The sequence below is a fragment of the Roseateles noduli genome (assembly GCF_050626985.1).
In the GTDB taxonomy this organism is placed as follows: Bacteria; Pseudomonadota; Gammaproteobacteria; order Burkholderiales; family Burkholderiaceae_C; genus Roseateles; species Roseateles noduli_A.
On the sequence record NZ_CP192463.1, the window covers coordinates 922116 to 945186 of the forward strand.

The 23071-nt window shown below is 61.2% G+C and carries 25 protein-coding genes; 7 read left to right on the forward strand and 18 right to left on the reverse strand.

Features of this window, described 5'->3' with window-relative positions; all coding sequences use genetic code 11:
- The first annotated feature begins 116 nt into the window (after positions 1–116).
- The 4 genes from ACQ4L4_RS04035 to ACQ4L4_RS04050 all read left to right on the forward strand — a co-directional run bounded on the left by ACQ4L4_RS04035 (position 117) and on the right by ACQ4L4_RS04050 (position 4881).
- A complete protein-coding gene (locus ACQ4L4_RS04035) occupies positions 117–1460 on the forward strand; it encodes a hypothetical protein (protein ID WP_431102905.1) in 1344 nt (447 codons plus the stop codon).
- A gap of 413 nt (positions 1461–1873) precedes the next feature.
- A complete protein-coding gene (locus tag ACQ4L4_RS04040; RefSeq protein WP_431102906.1) occupies positions 1874–3460 on the forward strand; it encodes an MFS transporter in 1587 nt (528 codons plus the stop codon).
- A 333-nt stretch (positions 3461–3793) separates the two neighbouring features.
- Complete coding sequence (locus ACQ4L4_RS04045; RefSeq protein ID WP_431102908.1) at positions 3794–4267, forward strand: HD domain-containing protein; 474 nt, start codon at positions 3794–3796, stop codon at positions 4265–4267.
- A gap of 233 nt (positions 4268–4500) precedes the next feature.
- Positions 4501–4881, forward strand: coding sequence for a hypothetical protein (locus ACQ4L4_RS04050; RefSeq protein ID WP_431102909.1), 381 nt, complete (start codon positions 4501–4503; stop codon positions 4879–4881).
- Here ACQ4L4_RS04050 and ACQ4L4_RS04055 read toward each other — a convergent pair.
- From ACQ4L4_RS04055 to ACQ4L4_RS04095, 9 genes are all read right to left on the reverse strand, one after another.
- A complete protein-coding gene (locus ACQ4L4_RS04055) occupies positions 4836–5561 on the reverse strand; it encodes a hypothetical protein (RefSeq protein WP_431102911.1) in 726 nt (241 codons plus the stop codon). The genes ACQ4L4_RS04050 and ACQ4L4_RS04055 overlap by 46 nt on opposite strands.
- Before the next feature lie 107 nt (positions 5562–5668).
- The gene (locus ACQ4L4_RS04060) at positions 5669–6028 is read right to left on the reverse strand and encodes a hypothetical protein (RefSeq protein ID WP_431102913.1); all 360 of its coding nucleotides are present in this window, start codon (positions 6026–6028) and stop codon (positions 5669–5671) included.
- 366 nt (positions 6029–6394) lie between these two features.
- On the reverse strand, positions 6395–7447 hold the full coding sequence (locus tag ACQ4L4_RS04065) for a hypothetical protein (RefSeq protein WP_431102914.1): 1053 nt from the start codon (positions 7445–7447) through the stop codon (positions 6395–6397).
- Between the two features lie 536 nt (positions 7448–7983).
- A complete protein-coding gene (locus ACQ4L4_RS04070) occupies positions 7984–8334 on the reverse strand; it encodes a hypothetical protein (protein ID WP_431102915.1) in 351 nt (116 codons plus the stop codon).
- A 76-nt stretch (positions 8335–8410) separates the two neighbouring features.
- Positions 8411–9589: a TniQ family protein gene (locus tag ACQ4L4_RS04075; RefSeq protein ID WP_431102916.1), complete on the reverse strand. Its 1179-nt coding sequence runs from the start codon at positions 9587–9589 to the stop codon at positions 8411–8413.
- A complete protein-coding gene (locus tag ACQ4L4_RS04080; protein WP_431102917.1) occupies positions 9589–11154 on the reverse strand; it encodes an ATP-binding protein in 1566 nt (521 codons plus the stop codon). The genes ACQ4L4_RS04075 and ACQ4L4_RS04080 overlap by 1 nt, the downstream gene beginning before the upstream one ends.
- Positions 11151–13385, reverse strand: a complete 2235-nt coding sequence (locus tag ACQ4L4_RS04085) for a hypothetical protein (protein ID WP_431102919.1) — start codon at positions 13383–13385, stop codon at positions 11151–11153. The genes ACQ4L4_RS04080 and ACQ4L4_RS04085 overlap by 4 nt, the downstream gene beginning before the upstream one ends.
- A 104-nt stretch (positions 13386–13489) precedes the next feature.
- Complete coding sequence (locus ACQ4L4_RS04090) at positions 13490–14362, reverse strand: TnsA endonuclease N-terminal domain-containing protein (RefSeq protein WP_431102920.1); 873 nt, start codon at positions 14360–14362, stop codon at positions 13490–13492.
- Positions 14359–14511: a hypothetical protein gene (locus ACQ4L4_RS04095; protein WP_431102922.1), complete on the reverse strand. Its 153-nt coding sequence runs from the start codon at positions 14509–14511 to the stop codon at positions 14359–14361. The genes ACQ4L4_RS04090 and ACQ4L4_RS04095 overlap by 4 nt, the downstream gene beginning before the upstream one ends.
- A 288-nt stretch (positions 14512–14799) precedes the next feature.
- Between ACQ4L4_RS04095 and ACQ4L4_RS04100 the strand changes: the two genes are divergently transcribed.
- Positions 14800–15069, forward strand: coding sequence for a DUF6471 domain-containing protein (locus ACQ4L4_RS04100; RefSeq protein ID WP_431104867.1), 270 nt, complete (start codon positions 14800–14802; stop codon positions 15067–15069).
- A 24-nt stretch (positions 15070–15093) separates the two neighbouring features.
- Here ACQ4L4_RS04100 and ACQ4L4_RS04105 read toward each other — a convergent pair whose 3' ends face one another.
- The 5 genes from ACQ4L4_RS04105 to ACQ4L4_RS04125 all read right to left on the reverse strand — a co-directional run bounded on the left by ACQ4L4_RS04105 (position 15094) and on the right by ACQ4L4_RS04125 (position 18594).
- A complete protein-coding gene (locus ACQ4L4_RS04105) occupies positions 15094–15498 on the reverse strand; it encodes a response regulator (RefSeq protein WP_431102924.1) in 405 nt (134 codons plus the stop codon).
- Between the two features lie 12 nt (positions 15499–15510).
- A complete protein-coding gene (locus tag ACQ4L4_RS04110) occupies positions 15511–15894 on the reverse strand; it encodes a response regulator (RefSeq protein WP_431102925.1) in 384 nt (127 codons plus the stop codon).
- 462 nt (positions 15895–16356) lie between these two features.
- Complete coding sequence (locus tag ACQ4L4_RS04115) at positions 16357–16737, reverse strand: DUF427 domain-containing protein (RefSeq protein ID WP_431102927.1); 381 nt, start codon at positions 16735–16737, stop codon at positions 16357–16359.
- 184 nt (positions 16738–16921) lie between these two features.
- Entirely contained in the window at positions 16922–17689 is a 768-nt protein-coding gene (locus ACQ4L4_RS04120; RefSeq protein ID WP_431102929.1) for an SDR family NAD(P)-dependent oxidoreductase, read from the reverse strand.
- Between the two features lie 101 nt (positions 17690–17790).
- Positions 17791–18594, reverse strand: a complete 804-nt coding sequence (locus ACQ4L4_RS04125; protein ID WP_431102931.1) for an NADPH-dependent F420 reductase — start codon at positions 18592–18594, stop codon at positions 17791–17793.
- A gap of 109 nt (positions 18595–18703) precedes the next feature.
- On the opposite strand from ACQ4L4_RS04125, the gene ACQ4L4_RS04130 reads away from it, so the two are divergent.
- Positions 18704–19663: a LysR family transcriptional regulator gene (locus tag ACQ4L4_RS04130; protein ID WP_431102932.1), complete on the forward strand. Its 960-nt coding sequence runs from the start codon at positions 18704–18706 to the stop codon at positions 19661–19663.
- A 383-nt stretch (positions 19664–20046) separates the two neighbouring features.
- On the opposite strand, the gene ACQ4L4_RS04135 is transcribed toward ACQ4L4_RS04130, so the two are convergent.
- The 4 genes from ACQ4L4_RS04135 to ACQ4L4_RS04150 all read right to left on the reverse strand — a co-directional run bounded on the left by ACQ4L4_RS04135 (position 20047) and on the right by ACQ4L4_RS04150 (position 22457).
- Entirely contained in the window at positions 20047–20277 is a 231-nt protein-coding gene (locus tag ACQ4L4_RS04135) for a DUF2789 domain-containing protein (RefSeq protein WP_431102934.1), read from the reverse strand.
- Between the two features lie 62 nt (positions 20278–20339).
- On the reverse strand, positions 20340–20864 hold the full coding sequence (locus ACQ4L4_RS04140) for a hemerythrin domain-containing protein (RefSeq protein WP_431102936.1): 525 nt from the start codon (positions 20862–20864) through the stop codon (positions 20340–20342).
- A gap of 50 nt (positions 20865–20914) precedes the next feature.
- Positions 20915–21463, reverse strand: a complete 549-nt coding sequence (locus tag ACQ4L4_RS04145; protein WP_431102938.1) for a tetratricopeptide repeat protein — start codon at positions 21461–21463, stop codon at positions 20915–20917.
- 769 nt (positions 21464–22232) lie between these two features.
- Entirely contained in the window at positions 22233–22457 is a 225-nt protein-coding gene (locus tag ACQ4L4_RS04150) for a DUF3606 domain-containing protein (RefSeq protein ID WP_431102940.1), read from the reverse strand.
- Between the two features lie 257 nt (positions 22458–22714).
- Between ACQ4L4_RS04150 and ACQ4L4_RS04155 the strand changes: the two genes are divergently transcribed.
- Positions 22715–23050 carry a hypothetical protein gene (locus ACQ4L4_RS04155; protein ID WP_431102942.1) on the forward strand — a complete coding sequence of 112 codons (336 nt, stop codon included), beginning with the start codon at positions 22715–22717 and terminating at the stop codon, positions 23048–23050.
- Positions 23051–23071 lie beyond the last annotated feature (21 nt).

Here is a 23071-nt window from a genome sequence, read left to right on the forward strand (position 1 = left end):
GCTCGATACCATATCGAACGGAGCTCGGACCACGTCCGGACGTCAATGGGAGGCTGCCGCCACCGACATCCCAGGAGCCCCCGCAGCTGGAATGTTCGAACTCATCACCGGCCTGCGTGAGCGTGGTCGAGTACGACGACTACGGCAATTTGATGAACCGTGCGCAGATGCAAGGCGCGGTCGCGGCCGCTACCGAGGCCGCGAAAACCGGTGGCATCGTGATGGTGTTCGTCCACGGTTGGCACCACAACGCCAGTAAGCACGCGGATAGAGACGGCAAGGTCAAGGACGACGACAACCTTGCGAACTTCAAGCTGCAAGTCGAACGCGTTGCCAAGGCGAAAGAGTTGTTCAGACCGGCCGACGCCAAGGGCAGGGCGACTGAGCCCCACAAGAAAGTGCTCGGCATCTACGTTGGATGGCGTGGGGAGTCGATACCGAACAAAGGCCTGACCACGCCTGCGAGCTACTTGCTCACGTTTTGGGGGCGCAAGGAAGCTGCTCACACCATCGGCCTCAGCGGTGGCGTCTATGAACTGTTCTCTCGGCTGTCTCAGATTCGGGCGGAGACCGCAGACGCGGAATCCAAGCTCATCATCACAGGACACAGCTTCGGCGGCGCGGTGGTCTATTCCTCGCTCTCGAACGCCTTGATGGAGCAAATTCGATCTGACGGAGGACCAGGCGCTAAGCCGCCGCCGTTTGCCGACCTGATCTTACTCATCAACCCGGCTTTTGAGGCGATGCGAATTCGTCCACAGCTTGATTTGGCCAGGCGGCAAGAGTACCCAGTCAGCTCAAAGCCACGCCTGATCATCCTGACCACCGACGCGGACAAGGCCACGAGACTTGCCTTTCCAGTAGGTCGAAGCCTGAGTACATTGTTCGACCGATATGCGGACGCCCAATCGCCGGACGAGAATAGGCATGCGGTTGGGCACCACATCCCTTACGTCACGCACCAACTCATTGAAAAGCCGTCGGTCGAGTGTCTAGATGGGGACGCAAGCCCCCTATTGGCGGCTCCGCGACCAATGTTCTTGGATGGTACCAACGGCTTGCAAGACCTCCATCAGGCACGCCGAAAGCCGCTATGCGTCGAGCGACTTGACCAGTTCAAGGACGGTGTCTCCAAGGCGAAGGAACTTGAGTTGCGCCGCTGTGATGTTCAAGGCGACTGCACAGTCGTGGCCGGGGATCACTTCATTGCCAGAGGGGCGGTGGCGACCGGCCTTGTTCCCGAGCGGCTTCCGATCTTGAACATCCGAACGACAGAAGCGGTTATGGACGGCCACAACGACCTCTGGAACCCCACGGTTGAGAACTTCGCTTTGCAGCTCGTGCTGTTGGCCTCGCGAGGAGACGAGGTTCCGATGTTCAGGTACCTACCGTACACACATCGAATCAATCTTGGAAATCCAAAGCTCCTTGAACTGCCAGAGGTGAAGCCAAAGGAATAGCGGGCGGCCGTAGACTGCTCTCACCCGTAAACGCGAGGTTGTCTATTGAGACGAACGCGGTGCTTAACATCGTCATTCGCGATGGCGCCGAACTGCGTGGTGAACGGGACAAGCTTAACAAAGCACGTAACCTGACCCCAGGGAAGCAATGCAGTCCGCGAAGCTTGCAGGCAGGCATGTCAAGGCCGTGCCACTACTTAAATGTCGGCGCCGAATGGTCCGTCCGGCGCAGTGGCTGGTCATCACAGTGGCTCTGGCACGGAAAAGGTCCGCAAGCGTAGAGATTGAAAAGGCACCCTCTGGCACGGGATCGTTGCCCGAAGATGCGTTGGCATGTCGCGGCGGCACCCGCAACGCCGAACGTTTTACTAATGGCAGCGGGCCGCAAGCACCTGCTTGACGCTTGAAAGTTTATGACTGGTCCGCTTCATCATCCCTGCGATAAGGCAGCCATCCAGCATGGTTCAGAAGCGGCGCCTTGTACCGCGGCGACGAAGCGCTGGGTGCTCGCGACCGCCATACTTGGCTCGGGCATGGCGTTCATCGACGGCACAGTCGTGAACGTGGCGCTTCCAGCCATCCAAGCGCAGCTTCACGCGAGCCTGCACCAAGTGCAGTGGGTGGTGGAGTCATACGCGCTTCTGCTGGCGGCCTTGCTGCTGCTAGGTGGCGCGCTGGGAGACAGGTTTGGGCGTCGGCGCATTTTCGTCCTTGGCGTTTCCATATTTGGCCTGGCATCGGTCCTTTGTGGTCTGTCCAAAGACGTGAATCAACTTATCGTCGCGCGTTCGCTGCAGGGGGTGGGTGCGGCATTGCTGGTGCCGGGCAGCTTGGCGCTTATCAGCGCATCCTTTCCCCAAAAGGAGCGCGGGCAAGCGATCGGTACCTGGGCGGGCTTCAGCGGCATCACAGCCGCCGTAGGACCGGTGATTGGTGGCTGGCTCATTGACCACTACTCATGGGCCTGGGCGTTCCTGGTAAATGCGCCCATCGCGGCCGGGGTTGTTGCCATGGCGATCCTGAAGGTGCCGGAGTCACGAGACCGGCAGGCAGCTAGACGGTTGGACTGGCTCGGCGCCTCGCTCGTTACCCTCGGCCTTGGTGGCATTGTGTTTGCGTTGATCGAAGCTCCGGCGCGGCAGTGGCACTCGTGGCCGGTGCTAGCGGCACTTCTGCTGGGCTTAGTCTCCATGGGTGTGTTCGCTTCGGTGGAGCGGCGCACGCCACAACCCATGCTGCCGCTTCACTTCTTTCACGACCCCATCTTTACGGGCGCCAACGTACTGACGCTGCTGGTGTACGCCGCGCTTGGTGGTGGACTGTTTTTCGTGCCTCTGGCGCTCATCCAGGTCCACGGGCTGCCAGCCGCAGCGGCGGGGGCGGCGTTGCTGCCGTTCGTACTCGTCATGTTTTCGCTGTCGCGCTGGGCAGGTGGACTAGTAGAGCGCGTGGGACCACGCAAACCTCTCTTCGTCGGTCCGGTCATTGCAGGTGCTGGCTTCGCTATGCTGTGGCTGCCATCTGTTGAAGCAAGCTATTGGACTGGGTTTCTGCCCGGCATCCTGGTGCTTGGTGTGGGCATGAGCATCACAGTGGCACCGCTGACCACCGTAGTTATGAACGCCGCTGGCACGGATTCCGCCGGTGTTGCCTCGGGCATCAATAACGCAGTTTCCCGTGCGGCCGGTGTGCTGGCGATCGCGGCATTGGGTGCGTTGATGGCCTGGCGGTTTGAGGCCGCGTTGCAAGAACTGCTCGCACAGCACAATGTTCCGGACTACCTAGCATCGCAGGTGCTAGTGCAACAGAGCCGTCTAGCTGCCATCGACTTGCCCGCTGGCATCGATAGCGCAGTGAGAGCTTTAGCTCAACGGGCCATCCATGAGGCCTTTGTCAGCGGATATAGGTGGGTCATGGCGGCCAGCGCAGCGCTATGCGTGCTCGGCGGCGCCGTTGCAGGGGTGTTGATGAGACCCGAGGCTCTTCGACGTGATGGATGACTCTGGCAGCTTATTTGCTCGGGACGTCTCCGACATGAACACAGCCCGCCTGCTGGCCACGGCGCCGCTGTTGCCGGACAGGTCCTGCGGATGCGGTGGATGCTCTCGGGGGTAATCGAAGACTTCCGACGCGTATCCGACGGCCGGTAGGCTTGAAGCGAGCAAATCGTTGAGTTCAACGAATGGTTGGACAACCTTCAGGTTGTGGAGAAGCTGGCGCGCGCGGCTGACGGGCGCCTCCCGCTTGAGCAGGCTTAGGCAGGCGGCGGCTACAGGCCGAGCACGAAACAGGGGGGGCGCCACCCTTGGATAGTTGACCGGTAGAGTCCAACCATGAGCACTCTTGAACGAGCAATTGAGATCGCTGCAGCGGGCCACGCCGGTCAGGTGGACAAAGCAGGACAGCCGTACATCCTGCATCCTCTGCGGGTGATGTTTCGGCTGGAAGGCGATGAAGAGCGGATCGCTGCGGTTCTGCACGATGTGGTGGAGGACACCTCAGTCACGCTGGAGCGACTGGCAGCGGAAGGGTTCAGCGCTGCGGTCGTCGCCGCGGTGGATGCGCTTACAAAGCGCCAGGGGGAAACACGGCTGCAGGCGGCCGTGAGGGCGGCGGCCAATCCCATCGCACGGGTAGTGAAGCTCGCTGACAACGCAGAGAACTTGGACATCTCTCGAATTCCGAAGCCCACAGCAAGGGACTTCGAACGGATGGAAGAGTATCGAGCGGTTCGCAGATTGCTGCTGGCAGCCGGCCAGTCACCTAGTGATGGCGAAGGCGAGCGGGACACGAGGAGTACCGACTGACGAAGGCTTCGAATGCCGCAACCTTGCCTCCGAACGATGGCCGGAGGCGGTGACGATAACGGCTCACCTCCGCCGCGGCGGAAGGCAGCCGCACCCCATGGCTCACTCTATGAGCTAGAGGCGGCCCAAGATGGACCGACTTCCACCTTGGAGCGCAATGTGAACTCAGTCAAGAAGCCAAGAACATCCGTGTAACCGCCCCGGCGGCGGACGCGTAGCGCTTCGTAGCGGCTATGCGAATCTACCTCGCAGACCACCGCTACGCCCCCGACCTGCTGCATCAGCCGAAGGTCGAGGTCACTCACTGGCTGGCGCTCAAGCGTTCCGACGGAGCGCTGCACTTGAGCGTCCAGCTTCCCAGCGGACCACTTCGCGTCTCGACACCATTGGTCGCGCTCATCCCTGGGCAACTAACGTTGATCACAGAGTCTGGCCGCCACTACCGGGTGCCCGCGCAGCCGGTGAGCGAGGCCCATGCGCTGGCGCCGCTGTTCGCGAACGCCGCGGCGTGCGGTTTAGGTGAAGTGACAGATGTCAGTTCGTCTGTCTGGCACGCGCTCAAGACCGGTCAATGGCCGACGCAAGAGCATGCGCTGGTTTCGTGGTTGCAGTAGGTGGCATGGAAGATGACGTGGTGAACCGCATCATGCATCTCGTTAATTGCCAGTTCAGTTGCCGTTACCGAAGGGGCCGAGCTGAACGTGGCAAGCATGTGCTCCAGAACAACGAAAACGTGGCGGAACTCTGGGTCCGTCGTCGGGTCATGCCGACAGACGACCTGCAACACCTTACTCGCGGCCTGGCAGATTTGACTGAACGAGTCCTTGTCTGCAGCAGTCATAAAGCCCCGCGAGACGCCCCGGAGACGGTGGAAGGTGGACTTCAGGATGCCTACGAGGACGGCTTGTTTAAGGCTCACGTCTTTCGCGGAAATCCGTCGCTCCAGGCCATCGCGATGGCTACTCCGGACGTACCACTCACGCAATGAGCGCTCAAGTGTCCAGGCGACCACGGTGTTGTGCGCGGTAAGTTCTCGCCAGAGGTGGGCAGCGCGGGCGACACCCGGCGGCGTTCTTGAGCAAAGAACTTCGAGAACGACGAAGGAGCTTGACTCTACCGACCGAAGCAGCGAAGCGAGCTCAACTTCGCTGGAGCCCGGCCCGGCGTCGCGGCTGGCTGCTGAGAGCGCGCTAAGGAGCCAATGGGAAAAGACGTATGCGAACTCGAGGCGCGTTGACTGAGGGCAGTTCGCAAGTTCTTCGTTGAAACGTTCTGCGGAGATCGCGGTAGTCATAGCTCTTGTAAAAAAAAGGCGTGCAGATCGAGGTATTGCTACCGCGTTTATCCGCCCGCCCTTTAGCCATCTGACGCGGGTCAGGTGGTCATGATGAATAAGCTAGCTCAACACATTGGCACAGGTCCAAAGTGGAGTTCGCAAAAGATTTCTGAAGGACATTCGGGAGTCTGTAATGTCGCTGCGGCACTCAGTTCCGCATCTGTCCAGATGCGGTACGGGTTGTAATTTATGCCGCTACCACCGAGCATTCCCTGCGCGCCAAGCTCGAACGATTCAAGCTCATAGTCAGTTAAACGCTGCTGTACGATGACGCATTCACTCTCGCAAACCAGCCCGACGTTGAGAATCCTCGGTCGGAAGTTCCAGTATCGCCGCAGGACCTTGTCTGCGTTGATGTGAATCGTCACACCTTGCGCCGCCAAGGTGAAATAGGCTTCCCGAGCGAGCAAGTCAGCCGAATCCACGGCGCAGATGTCCAAGGCGCTGTGAGCCAAAGATGAAAGTTGGCTAAGGCACCGCCTCGGTAAGGAGACGGCCAGGGTCCATTCATCCTCTTCGGAACCTGGGGCGAGGTGTGCGGCACAGTGTTCTCCCTCGGAAGCTGCTGATGCTTTGATAAGCGCCTCTAGACCAAGGTAGCCCGATGGGACGTTGGAAGGAATGCCGGAGTAGATTGAGTGAGGGTGCATGGTCTGTTGTTGATGTACGAGATCTTCCTCGTATAGCAACCCGTTTATCGCGCACCAGTTTTAGATTTTTCTACCGCGGAACGACGCGGGGGACGGAACGAAGTGTCCGCACCTGCTGCTGCCTGCAGCCACTTCCAGTCTTCAAGACCCCAGGGGTTGGCTTCGCACTTCCCGCAATATGTCCGTGAAGATTTTCCATTTTCCGGCCCGTTCCCATGTTATGGCAAACTTGCTCGCGGCGCGTCCTTGGCGACCGAAATCCAGCCACGCCGTTCCAGCGCCAAACTTCTCAAGAGCACAATCCAGGGAGTTTCTTGCAACTGCCACCTTTTTGACGCCGGCTTCGTTTAAGCGATATTGCACGATTTCCCATTCGGCTGAACTCATGCTGAAGCCTTCTGGACCTTTGAGTAGGGAGGCCTGACGATGCGCGGTACGGCCGCTGCGACGTCCACTTAGTTCCAGCGCTTTCATTTGTGTTCGAGCGGCAGCGCTGCGATGGTCGAAGGTAAAGGAGTTGGGTGAAAACTTCGCTGCAAAAGGAAAAGCGGTCTCCTTCGGCGTCAATGTGCTTATTGCCATCCGTACCGCCATTGCGGTGCCGCGGTAAAGTTTTCCGTGGAAGGATATGTCCGCTAAAGCTGGCGCCAAGAGTATTCCCAGGGTTCCTTGAGAGCCGAACTCCTGAATGCTATGCCACATGCGACGTGCGCCGGGGTAACTTGAAAGCCAAGCGAATCGCGACCTTATTCCACGGGTGTCGGACGATCGACTGAGCAGAATCAATTTTGAAAAGCCGAAGTCCAATGTTCCGTTTCTCACCAGTGGCACTCCCATCCGGTCCAGGCCGGTTGGCTGTAGAAGGATGTCTCCCAATCCACCTAGTTGCCCAACGATGCTTTGAATCACGACCCCGGCGGGGACGAGGATTCTGCGGTTGCCGGATATGAGCTCGAATACTTGGTGATTTGCCGAGCTCAAATGGGAAAGCTTGAACGCCTCCAGCCACTCTCGGCCATCAACGAGGCGCATGCTGTCCAGCGCCGCAGACTTGACAGATGCCACTTGGCCGACTTTCAGGCGCATCGCTTTGGGCAACTGCGAGAGGCTGGCTACCCTTCGAGAACGATGTTCGTCGACGTAAGACGCCTTGAGTTGATCCCCGACCCTTTCGATATGTTCGATCCATTCCACCTTCGTACTCCTTCGTGGGAGTACAGGAACGGCAACTTATATTTGATCGAAGCCAAGCCAGGGTAAAGCGGCTGCGAAGGGGGCGTTGCATCGAACGCGTCGCTCACCTGGTCGTGAACGGCTAACTTCTTGCCGACCGCAGTAGCGCAGAGGACTGCGACTGGGAAGGCGAGGGCGATGCCGTAGTCCGGACCTTTTCCGGCTTCGGCTTGGCATCCGTTCCGTTGGAGTGTCAGCAGGCGCCGGCTCTCGGTGAGGGGCGCGTGACGACGCCCTTCGACGTAGCCGAGATCGGCTCTGACAGTTGTGCGAAGGTGTGGAACTGTTGTGATTCAGCCGGCCGCGTTGGACCAATGCAAAGTGCGCTACCAGTGCACAGAAGTTAAGGCACGAGCTTCCGCGAGAGCCTTGGTGACCCACGTGGCGGCTTGGCCTTCGCCCACACTCGCCGGCTGAACGGTCTTTTGACACTTTCTGACAGGTTTCTGCGACTTGACCTCGCCCTGTCAGGAATCAAAAGCGGAACAAGGGCAAGTTCAATCTTGGGCTTCGCCGCCGACTAGCGTTCTGGAGTGCTCAGCCAGCACGTCTAGCGACTTGTCGGACCAGCCATCCACCTCGTTCAGTCGGCACCACCGCTCCCACGTGTATAGGGCGTCCGAGTTCAGCCCTGGCGGTCCGCAGAGCTCATAGGTCCGGCCGGAGGACGTGCGCGCGCGGAGAGTCTTGAAGTCAAATTCCACAATCGCAGTCGAAGTTCGACCTTCGCTGCTGTCGAGGCTGTAACCGGCCAAGTGTCGCTCGCCCGAGGCCACCTCCAGCACGGCCCAGTTGATGAGCGTGCAGCCCGGATTGGTGGTGACGGTTGCAATTTTCCAGACGGGCATCTGCTCTCCTTCAGGAGGGTGAAGGCTGGTCGGCCAAGCCAGCCATGGGCGGGTTAGGGCGGTGGAGCGGACGGCTTCACGGATCCCGTGGGCGCGGAGGTCTTCGCTTGCCCGCACGGAGGCGTTTTGCCGAGACCTTCGACTCTCGGAACTCGTCGACCACAGCCTGGAGCTTGGGAAGCTCCGACCTGCGTCGGCGGTAAGCGCCCCAGGAGCCCACCGTCTTCAGCAGCTTTTCGGTCGTGGTGCGATCCCCTTGCTTAAGGACGCGCGCGAGCTCCTTCTTCACAGCGGAGCTATAGAAGCGGTCCAGTGCGCTTGCAGTGGTTCTTGGCGGACCGAGAACCTTGCGGTCAAGCGGTGGAGCGCCACTGGCTGGTTCCGCAGCTAAGAAAGTCTGGAGGAGCGCGTGCTTCACCGGTGCAAAGGGCAGCTTTGTCGCGGGGCGCAGCATCATCGAAGCCCAATGACTGGAGGTAGAGGTATCGATCGGAGCGCCGGATCGAACAAGCAACTTGCGTGAGAACACACGACGAATGCAGGCAGCGAGATGCGCTGCATCGACCTCGCGCGTTTCAGAAAGCCAACCCCTGCGAATGGCCTCGCGTCGATAGTCCAGCGAACTCATCACTAAAGGATCGCCGCGCCATCGATCCAGCCAACTCGTGGACAGCTTTGCAAGATGAACGAGCGCGGCAGATGGCCTCCCTCTGCCAAGGGGGCGGCCGAGACACTCGCTCGGAGCAGCCTTGCTAAGCGTCCCGTAGGCCGCGATCGCAAGATCCGTTTCATGAAGGAAGCACTGGTGACGGGTGCAGACGTCCACCCCAGGCAGGTGGTGTGAGCGGTGCCAGAAACTCTCATGGGCTGTTTGCGTGTCGTCCCGTATGCATTGAGGGCAGAACCGGCGAAAGCGTACCCCTCGGGTGACGTTGTGGATGACGGCCGCCGTATGGCTGCCTAGATTGCCGGCCTCGTCATAGGCACGTTCAAGAGCGCGGCCGTACAGCTCCGGAGCCATCGCGGCCGTCGCGTATGGAAAGACGGTGTGCTGCCAGAGCAAATCCTCCGCAGGCATATTGAACAGCTCCGCCAGCGGGAGCAGCGGGCTGGCTCCCAGAAACGCCGGGCGCCACGACGCCCGACCTAGGTGGATCGCACCGAGCGGCTTGAAGGGCGCGTTGAACTGGCGGCAGCAGCGAAATACTGCGCTGCTGCACAGCTCATCCGGATAGGGGCGGCGAGCCGGGAGCATCAGCCACCTAACGCGTCGTCCAGATTGTCGACAGGGTCGATGTCGGGCAACGACAGCTGAGAGTCGGGCGCTGACTTGCGCCGGGCCTTACGAGGCTTTTTCGGCGCGGGCCCGGTAGGGACTTCCACAGGCTCTTGCGTCGCCTCTAACGGGATGTTGGGCATGTCGTCGTCGTCCGGCGCCGGCTCTTCCGCTGCCGCGTTCTCAGGACTGTCGACCAAGCCTTCCTGGGCAATCCGTCGCTCAAAGTTCATCTCATGAGGGTCAATGCGCAGGTAAGCAGCCAAGTCGGCGGCTTGGCCTGTGCGGTCGTAGTCCATCTCGCGCATCGCCCGAGTGAGTTCGGTGAGCGGCCCCAACTCTTCTTGAGCAACGGCATGGATAAGCTCCTCGGTCACCACTTCATCGCCGCCGCGCCGAATTGCCCGCAGCTGGATGTCGTGAAACAGCTTGACGATGACGTCAGTGATGCCCTGAGAGTAGTAGTAAAACGTGTTGCGCACGCCGCGGGTGAGCTCGAATGGAGTCTTGGTCCACTGGTAGTCCCAGAGCAGTTGAAGGACAACGTCAAACTCGCCCAGAAGCTCGCCTCCATCGGAAGTCGGCGTCGGCAGCGAGAGGGGCTTCCAAGTCCGCATCCCGCGGCCGACCGTGCGACGCGTCATGCTCGCGCGCGGACCGAGGATGTCGCGAAGTTCAGGCGTCCCGCACATGAGCATTGGTAGCCCGGCCTTGTTGGTCGCGCTGATGAGCAGGGTGGCCAACGGCATCTGGCCAGTGACGGCGTTCTTCGTCTGTCGGCCGCCCGCGCTGCGGTATTCCTGGTTTTGGCTTTCGTCGACCAGAAGTACGCCCACGTAGTGCGTCTGCATCAGCGCAACGGCGTTCAGGAACAGGACTTCGACGTTGCCATCGCTAGCCAAATACTGGTCGTAGTAGCGGCCTTGTGGAAAGGCTTTGTCCAACGCGCGGATGATGGCGTGCCCAAGCGCGTTCAGGCTGACGCCCTTGTGGGGCATTTCAATGAGCAAAGCGGGAATCTGATAGATGTTCAGCTCGGGGTGGTAGATGACTCGTCGGTACGGCGCACTGACGCGCTTGAGCGCCTTGCTCTTTCCGATGCCTGGAATCCCCATGAGGGCCGAGGTGAACTCCGAGCCCTCATCGTCCTCGTCGAGCTGAAAAAATTCGCGGCTTTCCTGAAGCTCATAGAGTTGCTGGCGTCTGGCGTGGTCTTCTGCGGAGAAGGGTGCGCGCTCCATGTAGCCCTCGCAAATCATGACGTGAAGCATCTCCATGAGGTCCACCACGCGCGGCAGGCCGATATAGAAGGTGCGCATGAGCTCTTGAAGGCGCGCAGTCTTGAAGCTGCGGTCCAGTTGTCGCTCCGATTTGTCGTACTCCGGCAGACGCGTCAGGAGACTTTGCAGCTCAAGATGGTCTGGCAGAGGGCGCAGTGCGCGGATTAAGGCGTTGCTGTTGTAGCGAGGAATGGGGTGGTCGAAGTACTTCGCCGTGAAGACCAATTGGTCTTGGCGATCGCCACGTGGGTTCGGTTTTTTCATGCTGTACGTTTACGAAGGTCGAGCAAGGCCTGCAGCCCCTGGTTGCCAGCGGCCATCGAGTTGGAGTTGCCGGCGCGACCTGGTGTGCTCCCCGTGACAGAGGGAAGAAGAGCGGGGCGCGCGGGGGCGGCGCTGGAGATTTGGGGGGTACGGTTCGCCGCAGGTGGGGCCCCAACCGTCGCGGGCAGAGCCTTTTGCTTCAGCCGATTGCGCCTGGCCTCGTCATCGCGCATGGCAACGGCACCCGTGGTGCGTGAGCGAGAACCTGCCTTGTCGAGCGCAGCCTGCGTCTTGGCTCGAGCGGCCTTCTCCCGCGCTGCGGAAGCTTCGTCGTGCGCAATCTCAAGGGCCAGGTTGTGTTCGGCTGCCAACTCCGCCAAGGTCAGGCGAGCCTCCTCCACATCTTCGACTTCAGCGAAAGTCTTGCCCGCGGAGTCGATGCAGTCGTCGGCCAGGTACATCTTGGTCCACGCAGTTGGGTCCTTCTGGTCGTGGACGTAGATGAAGTCAACGAGATTGCGGCGGAAAGTGGCGCGCACCTTGTAAAAGCCGCGCGTGGCCGGCAGCAGCCACTTGGCCTGCTTGGACCTCTCCGGAACCCAAAGCAGCCCTTTGTAGAAGACGCCAACCGGCGTGACGGTGAACCAGTCGCTCGGCAAGAGCTTGAAGCGAAGGTCTTCTTCACGCAGCTGGGTCAACATGCCGGCTCGCTGCTCACGGTCACGCTCCCACATGCGCGTGGGGATGGCTAGCTCTCGCTCGTACACCTGCGCGGCCGGCAGCTTGATGCGAGTCATTACCTTGTGGTTGTTCTGCTGAATGCCGGAGAAGATTTCGGGGAGGAGGGAGCGCAGCGTTCGCGTGGCTTCCCCCTTGTGGTTATCAACTTGACGCTTGCGCTGCTCCGCTGAGGGGGTGTGTCCGCCAACATGGCCGCGGATCGGCGCGTGGACCAGCTTGAAGCTCACCTCTACCGTTCCCTTGCGAGGAGCTTTGCGTCTTGGCACGTTGACGATGCCAGTCTCAAGCCCATCAGGGATGCAGTCGCTGTCGTACCCAATCATTTCGGGCCCGCGGTCGGCGCGGAAGAGCTGGGGCCAGAACCCATGGGCGACCCAGTCTTCGGCTCGATATTCCAGACCGAGGCGTTCGCACAGTTGCTGCTTGTCTTCGACAATCGTCATGATGGCTTCCAGTGCGCTGTCCCACGACGGTGGCTCAAGCGTTAGGTGGAAGCCGACGATGAGGCGGCTGAAGGTGTCGATGATGAGATAGAGGGTGGCCTTGCCGATGACCACCGTCGGGTCTTCCTCAGCGCAAATCCAGGTATCCACGATGGTCGAGTCGATCTCGTAGTACTGACCAATGCCGTTGGCGTACTCGCGTGCCGAGCCGACCTTGGGCTGAACGTCGTTCTCGAAGACGTCATCGCCCAGCTTGCGGCGCAAGATTTCCTCGATGGAGCGGTCTTTCTCAAGCAGGTACAGGACTTGGGCGCGAGTGGGCCGCTCGCCAAGGGGGAAGGGGACCGGCTTACCGTTGGCATCGCGCACGCTGTAGAGCGTGGCGATCACGCGGCGGTAGACGAAGTGCCGCGTGTTGGTCTTCTTGGCTCGCAGGAACTTCCTCGCGATCCTCAGAACCTTCTTCTTCTCGGCCTCGCTCTTCCATCGATATTTCTCGTAGCGTTCCCTGCGTGGGAGTCGACCGCGGGGCGTTTGCTCCGCGAGTGGGAGAGGGTTCTTGGCTGTGCCGCACTTGTCGAAGCTGCCAAGGAGCGCGTCCTTGGTCATGCCGCCGCGCCAGTACAGGCGCAGGCAGGTCATGATGGTCTGCTCTGACGCGCCCATCTCCTCGGCACGACCGGCGACCAGCGGTCCCCGTTTCTTCCGAAGGTAGATATCAGGGTTGCTCACCAAAGGCTTGATGAGGTTCCATCTCCAGTCGAGCAGGATTTCGGCGGGCGACTTGGCCGCAGCAAGTTGCTTTGGGTCGGCCTGGTCGTCCTTCGCGCGCACGACGACAGCGCGCGCGTTGGAGGAGGCCTTCAAGTAAGTGCCGTCCTTCAAGCCGTCAACGACCTCCTCGAACGGCCACTGCTTGGGCAACGCTTTGGCCTCGTCCATCCCGATGATGTGGGCGACCTTCTTTCCCCGCACGAGCACGGTGTCGAGCAGGCGGAAGGTTGCGCTGGCGCTGGAGAAGAGGTCGCCGCGATGGATGTCAACCATGGGCTGCTCCATGCTGAGGCGCCGACCGAGCAGGTTGGCAAGGCACTGGCGCGAGCGCGGGAGTCGGATGGGGGCCGAGTTGATCGAACAGCGTCATGGCAGTCTCACGCACCCGCGAGGGTGGACTTCGCGCTGAAGCGCGGCGCTGCCTTGAGCTGCAGGCTTCTCAGCGGCCGGGTTTCGGGCGCTCGCACCGTCAAGTCGAACTCAACCAGGTGCTGCCACATCAGCAGCTTCATGAATCGCAGGCCCAAGCCCCGCGGGAGGTTGTGCTGCGCTTCGAACCACTGGCAGTACTTGTTCAGAGGCATCGAAGCGAACTGCGGTTCGGTGCCGTGGAGCCGCAGATGACGATGCATGCGCATGGGCCACATGTCGAAGGCGCCAGGCACCGGTTCAATCTCGAGCGACTTCCTCGTTGCCAGTCGAACCCAGAGGATGTTCTTGACTACCTGCGGCGGTGTCTGTTCTTCCGTGACGAGCAGGTGAGGCAGGCCCAGGCGCTCCAAGGTGAGGCGCGTGATGGCGAGCTTTTCCAGCGTGCGTGCGTTCTCGAGCGCGGTAACGTTCTTGCAATCGATGGCCTTGCGCACGACGCCCTCGCCGTGCCTCAGAGTCAAGACGCCGTCTACGGTCATCACTACCGGGAGGTGACCGCCTATGTAGATGGGATGCCGACGGCCAAGGCGAGCCGCGGCCCACTGAGTCCAGTTCCGGTCGAGCGGCCACTGTTCCCAGTAGTCAACGAAGTCCTCGCGGAACTCGGCGATGAGGAAGGTGTCCCGTTCGATGTTGGACAGGAACTGCATCGTGCGGCCAGTCTTGGGGCTCCACATGCGCGTGGAGGTTCCCTTCGAAGACAGGTCTCGCACCCCAATCCACGGGATGTAGGCCGCCAGTTCGCCTTGCCCGTAGCCGTGGCGAATCCGGAATGCGATTTTTGTGAGGGTCCAAGCCCTGGAAACGCGCCGCTTCATCGGGCGATCGTCAGGAAGTCCAGGACGGTAACCTCGACCTCAAGACCGTTGCCCAGGTCAGCGGTGAAATCGCGGGGGTCGTCAGGCAGGCTTGCTCGGACACTGATGTCCACGACGCACCCGGTAAACCGGTCGCGGGTGATGGTCATCGTGGTCCCAGTGGAAGTCGAATTGGGCCCGTTTGGGTTGCCGTCGCTGCAGCTCATGATTTCGGTCTCTAAAATCGCGGGCAAAGGGCGGCCGCACCGCCGAGCGCTGAACGTGTTTCAGTCGCTTGGGCTGTGTAGTCGGACTTCTTTAGATCTATGGCAGAGCGTGCCGTTTTAGGCTCACTCACTGCTACTTAAGTCTCATATTGGGTACTAAAGTCTCGCGTGACGAGACTCTAGGATTTTTCGGCGGCTTGTGCAAGTCGCCGGCGGAGCTTTGCTTTGAACGTGGATTGGGCGGACGCAGCGTCGCGGCTACTGAAGGCGGAGATCGCTCGGGAGGGAGTGACGCTTGCGCAGTTGGCGACGCGCATGAACGCGCTTGGCCTGCAAGAGACGGAGGCGTCGCTCAAGAACAAGCTCTACCGCGGCACCTTCGCGATGACCTTCTTCATGCAGGCCATGCGCGCGCTGGGACGCTCCACGGTGGATGTGGCGTCGGTGATCCCTGACGGGGTAGGCAAGGGCGCGGAACTGGATAGGCCTTCCCAGGCCTAGCGAAACTTCGGACGACGTGGACGACTACAGCGCGTCCGCTCGCAGGTGCGTCCGGCTAAACGAGACCGGCGCCTGAGCGAAAACCGCCAGAGCCTTGGACAGCCGCTCCAAGTCGTACGTCTTGTCGTAGAAGCCCGTGATGCCGACGTCGATGCAGCGAGGTCCGTACTCGGCCTCGTCGGCCGAGGTGACCAGGTAGGCAGCGCCTTCGTAGCCGGCGGCTCGAAGACGTTCGATCAGCGAGAACCCGCAACCTCGACCAAGGTCCAACTCGGTGAGGATGACGTCCGGTTTGCAGAGCGCCGTCAACACGCTTGCCTGTGACTCGTCAGGCGCCTGACCAACGACGGTGGCGCCTTGGACGTCGCGCACGAGCTCATACAAGCGCTTGCGGCACCGCTCGGAGGGATCGACGATGAGGACTCTCACGGCGGCACCTGTTCAGCTGGCCATCGCCATCCAGAGACTGCCGGCGCGATTGCTCAGGTCTCGGATGAGGCGGTCGAAGTCGTGAGCCTTGTCGTAGAAGCGATCAGCGCCGCGGGCCAAGACGAGCGGCTCGTAAGCCTGACGGTCGTTCGAGCTCATCACCAGCAGCCGCCCGCGGAAGCGATTGGCGCGAAGCCGGGCCACGAGGCTCAGGCCACTTCCGCTGGCGAGGTTCAAGTCCACCAGTACAGCGTCCGGCGTGGTCAGCTGTACTGTGGTCAGCGCGGCGGCCTCACCGTCGGCCTGTCCCACGACCGTCGCACCGGCCTCACATTCCAGGCGGTCGACCACCACGCGACGTAGAACCGCCGAATCTTCAACTACGACCAACTTCATTTTTTCCTCCCAGTGATGGATCAATGATGTTGGAAGGTCACCTGGCTGCACAGCGGCGAGTCATCCGCCCAGTGGAGGGAGGTTGCATCTAGTCTGCGTAGGGTGTCTGCTGACGGCGCCGCGAACAACCGACGCGGGCCACCCCAGCGGTAGTGCACCACGTCCCGAGTCATGAGGAAGAGGGCGACGTCGACCTGGTGCGCCTTGGCTTGTCGACCGTCGATGCGAATCCCGGGCCTGTCCTCCGCGACCGGATCGCGTAAATCGTTCGGTCCATCGCACGAGCAGGCCAGCCGAGCCTGCCGTCCGTCGGAGGGCCCTCGGTGGGGGAAATTTGCCTTCCTTGTTTGTAGCGCAGAGGTGAAGTTGCGGCGTTGGCGGGCGGGAAGTATTTGCAGGCCAGCGCTTGAACGTGCGCCACGCCGCTGTCGGAGAGCACTTATCCAAGTGCCGCGCGCTTGCTCAGGCGGATTCCTCAACTTCCACCTTGTCCACCCGATCCGGATAAAACGCGAGCCGGCCCTTGATTTCAACTACGGCCTCGTAGGGTTCGCGGTAGAACCACACAGCGGCTTGGGATCTGGACCCGCCTATGGGAATGTCGTAGTAGCTGCAATCACCCTTAAACGGGCAGTACGTGGTGCGCTGCGAGGCGCTCAGCAAGTTCGTGACCACGTCTTCGGGAGGGAAGTAGTACACCGGGGAATAGTCTGCCTCGCGCAGCACCAACGTGCTGACGCTGTCGGCCACAAGTTGGTCGGCCACGAAGACGCGCACGCGTGCCGTGGTTCGCTGCACCGTGATCGGATGGTCCGGTCCCGGGATACGGATGGGTCTGTTCATGAGTCGCCTATTGAAGTCGGAGTCTGGTTTCGGAAGCGCGGCTGCTCGCATCTCAGGCCAATAGTCGCGTAACGTGGTGCGAGCCACTTGTTCGGCCACACGGCCTACCGGTGTCGACGCAGCCGCGTGGGCGGCGGACCAGTGACTGAAGCCGCAACCGCGGTCCGCTTCACCAACAAGTCCGTTAGAGCATGTACCCGCCACTTGCTTCGATGACCTGGGCGGTCACCCAACGCCCCTCCTGGGAGGCCAGGAATGCGACGACAGCGGCGACCTCGGCGGGCTCGCCGAAGCGTCCTAGCGCGGTATCCGCTTCAATGGTCTTCACCATCTCGTCGTTCTCGCGAACCGCTGCGTTCATGTCCGTGCGAATCCATCCAGGCGCGATGGCATTGACGGTGATTTGCCTCGCTCCCAACTCGGCGGCGAGCGCGTACGTCAGGTTGTTGATGGCTGCTTTTGCCATCGAGTAAATCGGCACCACGCGCATCGCGCGCGTGCCCGCAGCAGAAGAGATGTTGATGATTCGCCCTCCCGTGGACAAGCGACTGAGCGCGGCCTGTGCCATGAAGAACGGCGCACGCGCATGGACTGCAGTGATGGTGTCCCAACTTTCTGGCGTTGCATCCGCCAGGCTGCCCCATCCTGAATTGCCGGCGTTGTTCACCAGGATGTCGAGCGTATTGCTGCCATGTCGCTTGACGAGTTCGACATCGAGTCGCTCGAACAGGGTCGGGATCGAACCAGCATCCACGAGGTCGGCGTGAAGCGCGAACGCGGTGCCACCGGCCTTGGTGATGGCCGCAACGGTCTCGTCGGCCCCCGCCTTGCTCTGGCTGTAGGTCAGCGCGACCGTCGCGCCGACCGCGGCGAGGCGCTCTGCGATCGCTCGCCCGATGCCGCGTGATCCGCCGGTAACCAGCGCCGTCTTGTTTGTCAGTGACTTGGACATTGAAACTCCGTGATGTCTCGTTCATCGGCCTCACGAATGAGCAGGGACAGGCTGGCGAGGCCGTGCCAGCCTGTCTTCGTCGCATGGAGAGGGGCGGTGCGTTACCGCTGGACGGTGTCGGCGCTCGCCAGTTCAAGGAACAGCGCAATGTGAATGGGGGGGAGACCATCCAAGGTGCCGCCAATCGGGGACGGCCGCGCCGTCGTGTCGACGATCTGCCGAGCCGCGGTGGGCGTCAGCGGCTTGCCGGCTTGCTGGTAGACCTTCTTAGCCTGCTCCTGCGTCAGGCCATCGGGAATGGCGGGCGCATAGGGCCAGAAATAGATCGGCGTATTGGGCTCGATGCGCCAGCTGTTGGCCAGCGGGCCGACGTCGAGAACGTCGTAACCCACGTCCTGAATGAACTGCGACACGACTGCCTTGGCGTCAGCGTCATCGCTGGCGATTGGCAACGTGGTGCGCTCGGCATGACCCTTCGGACGCGCGTTGTACTGCATGTGATGCCAGCCGATGTTGTGGATGGCCTTGACCACCTTCGCGCCCGACAGGTGCCGCTGGATGAGTTCGCTTGAGGTCAGCTCGCCCTTGTCCAGGTCCGCCCGGCGGAAGTCCCCCATGCCGGGGTAGTAGTTGGTCTGGTCGATGACGACCTTGCCGGCGAATTTGCCCGCTGGCAGCGATTGGAACCGGGGCAGGGGGATGGACAGGGCAACGATGTCGGCGGCCGCGATGGCCTCGTCGACGGTGCCGGCGCGTGCCAGGGGGCCGAGTTCCTTGACCAGCGCAGCGAGCGTCTCGGGGCCGCGCGAGTTGCTGATCACGACGTTGCGTCCCGCTGCGATGGCCAAGTGAGCAACGGCCTTGCCGGCGAGGCCGGAGCCGATGATTCCGATGGTTTGTGTCATTTGAAGTCCAGGTTGAAGGTGAAATCGGCGGGTTGTGCCGACCGACAACGCCACTCTATTTGTGGGGTAAAACTTGATAAATAGGCTCGACAGTCACAAACTGTTGTCCATGACGACATCAATCGACTTGGTTGAGATGAGAGCCTTCGTTGCGGTGGTGACCGACGGCTCGTTCACCACGGCTGCCGATCGCCTTGGGACGGACAAGGCACGGCTCAGCCGCGTCGTTTCGCGCATGGAGGACAAGCTCGGTGCACGCCTGCTCACGCGGTCGACTCGCCGTCTGAGCGTCACCGAAGTGGGGCGCGACTACTTCGAGCGGGCTGTCGGTATCCTTTCTGCCGCCGAGGCCGCAGAGGCCGCCGTCGCTCAGCAGTCAGGCGAACCCAAGGGGCTGCTCAAGCTCACGGCGGGGTCCGAATATGGGCCTCTGGTCGTGGACGGTTGGATCGCCGCATTCATGAAGTCCGCGCCTAAGGTGACGATCGAGGCCGAATACACCAATCGCCTGGTGGACATCATTCACGAGGGGGTCGATGTGGCGATACGCGTTGGCACCCTTCCCGATTCAGGCTTGTCCGCACGCAGGTTGGGCGAGGTGGCTTACGGGCTGTATGCGGCCCCGGAATACCTGCGCGGTGCTCCCGGGCTATCGGTCGTTGGGGACCTGGCCAACCACAGTCTCATCATGAAAACCCGACGGGGGCGCCCGTTCTGGACACTGTTAAGCGGTTCGGAGACGGTGGACATCTCTGAATCGCCGCGAGCTGCGGTGAGCAGCACTGTGGCCGCAAAGAACCTTGCCCTCGCCGGCCTTGGGATCGCACAGCTACCGCGTTTCATCGCTGCGGCACATGTGGCCGACGGGTCCCTGTATCGGGTACTGCCAGGATGGGCCGAGCAGTCGTCGCCGGTCCATGCCCTGTTTGCGTCGAGTCGCTACATGGATCCGAAAGTGCGTGGGTTCGTTGACCTATGTATTGGCACCTTCACGGACGTCGACACGGCCGTGGATGAATTTCATCATTCAATGGCCGAAGACGTGCTTACGCAGGCATCTACAGCCTGAGTTTGCCGAGAGCGCATCGATCTTGGAGCTGATTGCTGCATTGCAGCGGAAGTGAATTCCACAGCAATACTGGAGTCGCGAGGCACGGAGAGAAACTCCGCGCGAGAACTTCAGCCTCGTTGCACGGTCACTCACCTACGTCCGCAACTGAGCGACGATTGCACGATCACGTTCGAAGCCAGGCCCAGACTGCGAGCGCAAGAAGTCCGGTCACCGCGATGCTCCCAATCGCGCCGAACTGGTTCAAGGCGCAGAGGCCCGCTGCCAGCGATGCTCCTGCTGCGGTGACAAGCGCTCGCGTAGCTGCTGAAGTGCAAAACATGATGTCCTCTATCGCGGATGGAGGATGGCTCACGCCGGGATTTCCGGGTCCTCTCGGAGCTTTAGTGCAGGGCGACGTTAGGGTGGTCGACCACCACTGCCCAGTCAGCATCCTGAAGCAGCAGCTCTTTGAGCAACTGCCGCTGCGCGTCAGTCCAGAACGAAGCGTCCGTAATCTTCACGTCGCCCGGTAGCGGGCGGTGGTCCGCGATGAACGTGCGGATTTCTGGTTCGCTCGAAGGAAGACCGAGCTGCTCGAAAAGCTCGTGGAACTCGTGGCTAGTTGGGTCCAAGGTGACGACTCCAAGTTGAAGGCCACCGGCTTGCAGGTGCCTACGGCCAAGGAAGGTAGCTCTCAGTGGGTCGAAGCCCGCGCGGCCAAAAGTTCATCCTTGCGTTGCTTGATTCGCTCGCCGAGTTCGACCAAGTCCAACTTGGACTTCTTGGCCTTGGGGAACATCTCGTTCTGCTCTTCTTTGACGTGGTGCTTCACCCACTCGCTCATGACCTTGACCTTGGCGTCGTAGTCTTCGCCATAGGGCTCAACGCCTTCGACGGCAGCGATTAGGTCCTTGATGCTTTGGTGCTCGACCTTCGCCTCCGGTACGAGTTCCTTGTCTCGCAAAGCTGCCTGAACTTCGGGGTAGAAGATTTCCTCTTCCACTTGTGCGTGCACGGTGAGCTCCAGGCAGATCTGAGCGACAAGTTGCTTTTTCTTCGCCGGCGAGCGCGACTTTTCGAACTGTTCGAACAGGTCTGCGACCTTCTTGTGGTCGGCGCGCAGAAATGTGACCGCATCTGGGGAGCGGCGTGAGGCAGCCTTGGCAGGCGCTTTGCGGGTCGACTTAGACGGCGCGCGCGAAGTGGTAGTCGAAGGCATGTTGTCTCCTGGCTAGGGCTGGGGTTGGAAGGTCTTGGGGAAAGTGCGCTTCAGTTCAGCTGACTGTCGACGCTGTGGCTAGCAACCAGTCGCTGATAGTGATCGAGGTGCCTTGCCGACGTCACCGGTGCTCCCAGGCGCTCGCAAAGGAGGCCGAGGTGATAGTGGGGTTCGGCCAGAGCGCTGTCGAGTCTTAGTGCTCGTCCGAACGCTTCGACTGCAGCTGCCAGCCGACCAGCTGACTCCAGCACGCAGCCGCGGATGTGATGCAGCTGCGCGCTGTTGTTGCAGATCTCGAGCGCGGCGTTGACCACATCAAGCGCCTCCTCTTGCCGGCCTTGTCGGCAGAGCAGTGAGGTGAGGGCGGTATATGCGCTCACGAAGCCCGGGTCCTGGGAGATTGCCGCTCGATAAGCGGCCTCAGCTCGAGCTTCGTCTTCTACTTCCGTAAGCGCGGCCAGGTCGACCATCGCCTCCAGCGCGTCGATGTCGAGGGACTCGGAAACGATGCGATCGAGGACAGCGGTAGTGGGGTCGGCCGTGGCGCTCAGTGGCTGCATCAAGCGGGCGGCGGGAACTTCAGTCGTGATGCTGCTCATCGCGCTTCCTCCGGTTACTGCTTGCGGGGAAAGTTATCGTCTTGTCTTAGCTCTGTCAGACGGTTGCCGCCGAGCTTGGCTGTAGGACGACATGCCGTCACAACTTCCAGTCTTGAATTCGCTCTGCGAGCACGCAGGTGGCCAGCGAACAAACTTAGCCGACGGTTGGTGTGTCGCCTGGAAACCGACCCGCTCACCGACCAGTTCGGCGCTCACCTCGGAGAGTTCTGATGCGCCATGACGACTCCATCTATTTCCGGTGGCTCCGGGCGGAATCACTCTGCCGCTCGGTATCGCATCGCCTCTACTTGCTAGCGCAGGCGGGCGCGCGACCGCCAGACTCGTTGCTTAGCGATTTCGCACGCTCGATCGATGAGGCGCATGAGTCGTCACGTCTCTACCTTAGGCATCTCACGGAGTTGGTGCAGGTGGACGGTTAGGGGCGCGACAGGTCGCTAAACCAGCCCGCATAGGGAGGGTTTTGCACCAGCTTCCTGTTGAGGTCCGGCGCACCGTCATCCCACCAAACCTCGCCTCGCTCGCCTAGCTTCCGCTTGGCGACATCAACGCGTGCTCGAGCGTCCGCTCGGGCCGGCGCGCTCAGATCTTTCCTCGCCAGCTTTCGCCTGGCGTCCATGAGCTCCGAGACCAACGCCTGGGCCACTTCCGGTGGCAAGGATGGATTTGAGCGGCGCCAGAGACGCCCGTTGATTACGAGGTATCTGCCATCCGGTGTAACCGGATGCTCGGCTATCGTCATGCAGGGTGGTCAGAGCGCGCGCTTTACCTGGTCGGCGTTCGTGGTGGACCGGGACCCCTTCAGATGTTCCTCCACGTCGCTGGCGTTCGCTCCGACCTGGCGAACTGCCTCGCGGATCTGATCAGGCGAGGCGTCGAGCTTCTTGGCCCACGCTTGGACCTGTTGATCGACAGAGATGTCGATGTTGGGTACGGCAGAGCTTCCGGGCGCTGCGAAGCTGGCTTCTTCGGACATATCGACTCCTTTGGGGGACGTCCCCGGCTGACTACTAGCTCCTGCTGGCAGTTCAAGTGCCCGCGCAGTCAGCTCCGGTGCGCCAGTCCTTTTCAGTCAAGTTCCGAGCGGAATCGGACTGCCGGTACATCTTTCGAACACCGCCGCCTACTAGCGTCCCCTTTGGGCCGCCCAGGCGACCGTCAATCTCGAACGACGTGGGCTCCGGTCAGTGCAGACGGAGTGGTTCTTGCCACAGTGCGCGGACGGAGGACTCCATGACCGATGACCAACACAAGGATGATGTTCACCGCTTGCTGACCGAGCTCCAGGGACATGCAAGCTTGATGAGCGAGGCTCTGTATTCCATGCATTTGCAGACCACCCACATGCAGGCGGTACTTTGCGCGCTGGTGGACACGCATCCGGACCCTAACGGGCTGCTCGCTTCTTTCAGGACGCAGATTGACCATACCCGCGCTTTGGTTCGTCCAAGGGGCGTCACGGAGTTTGACCACCAGACAGAAGCCTGGGTGGAACGGATCGCCGCACGGTTGGAGGTCGTCCACCGAGCACATGGCAGCTTGCCGGCAGAGGAAACCGTACAGCACTAGAGAGGGTGCCGTAGCTAGGCC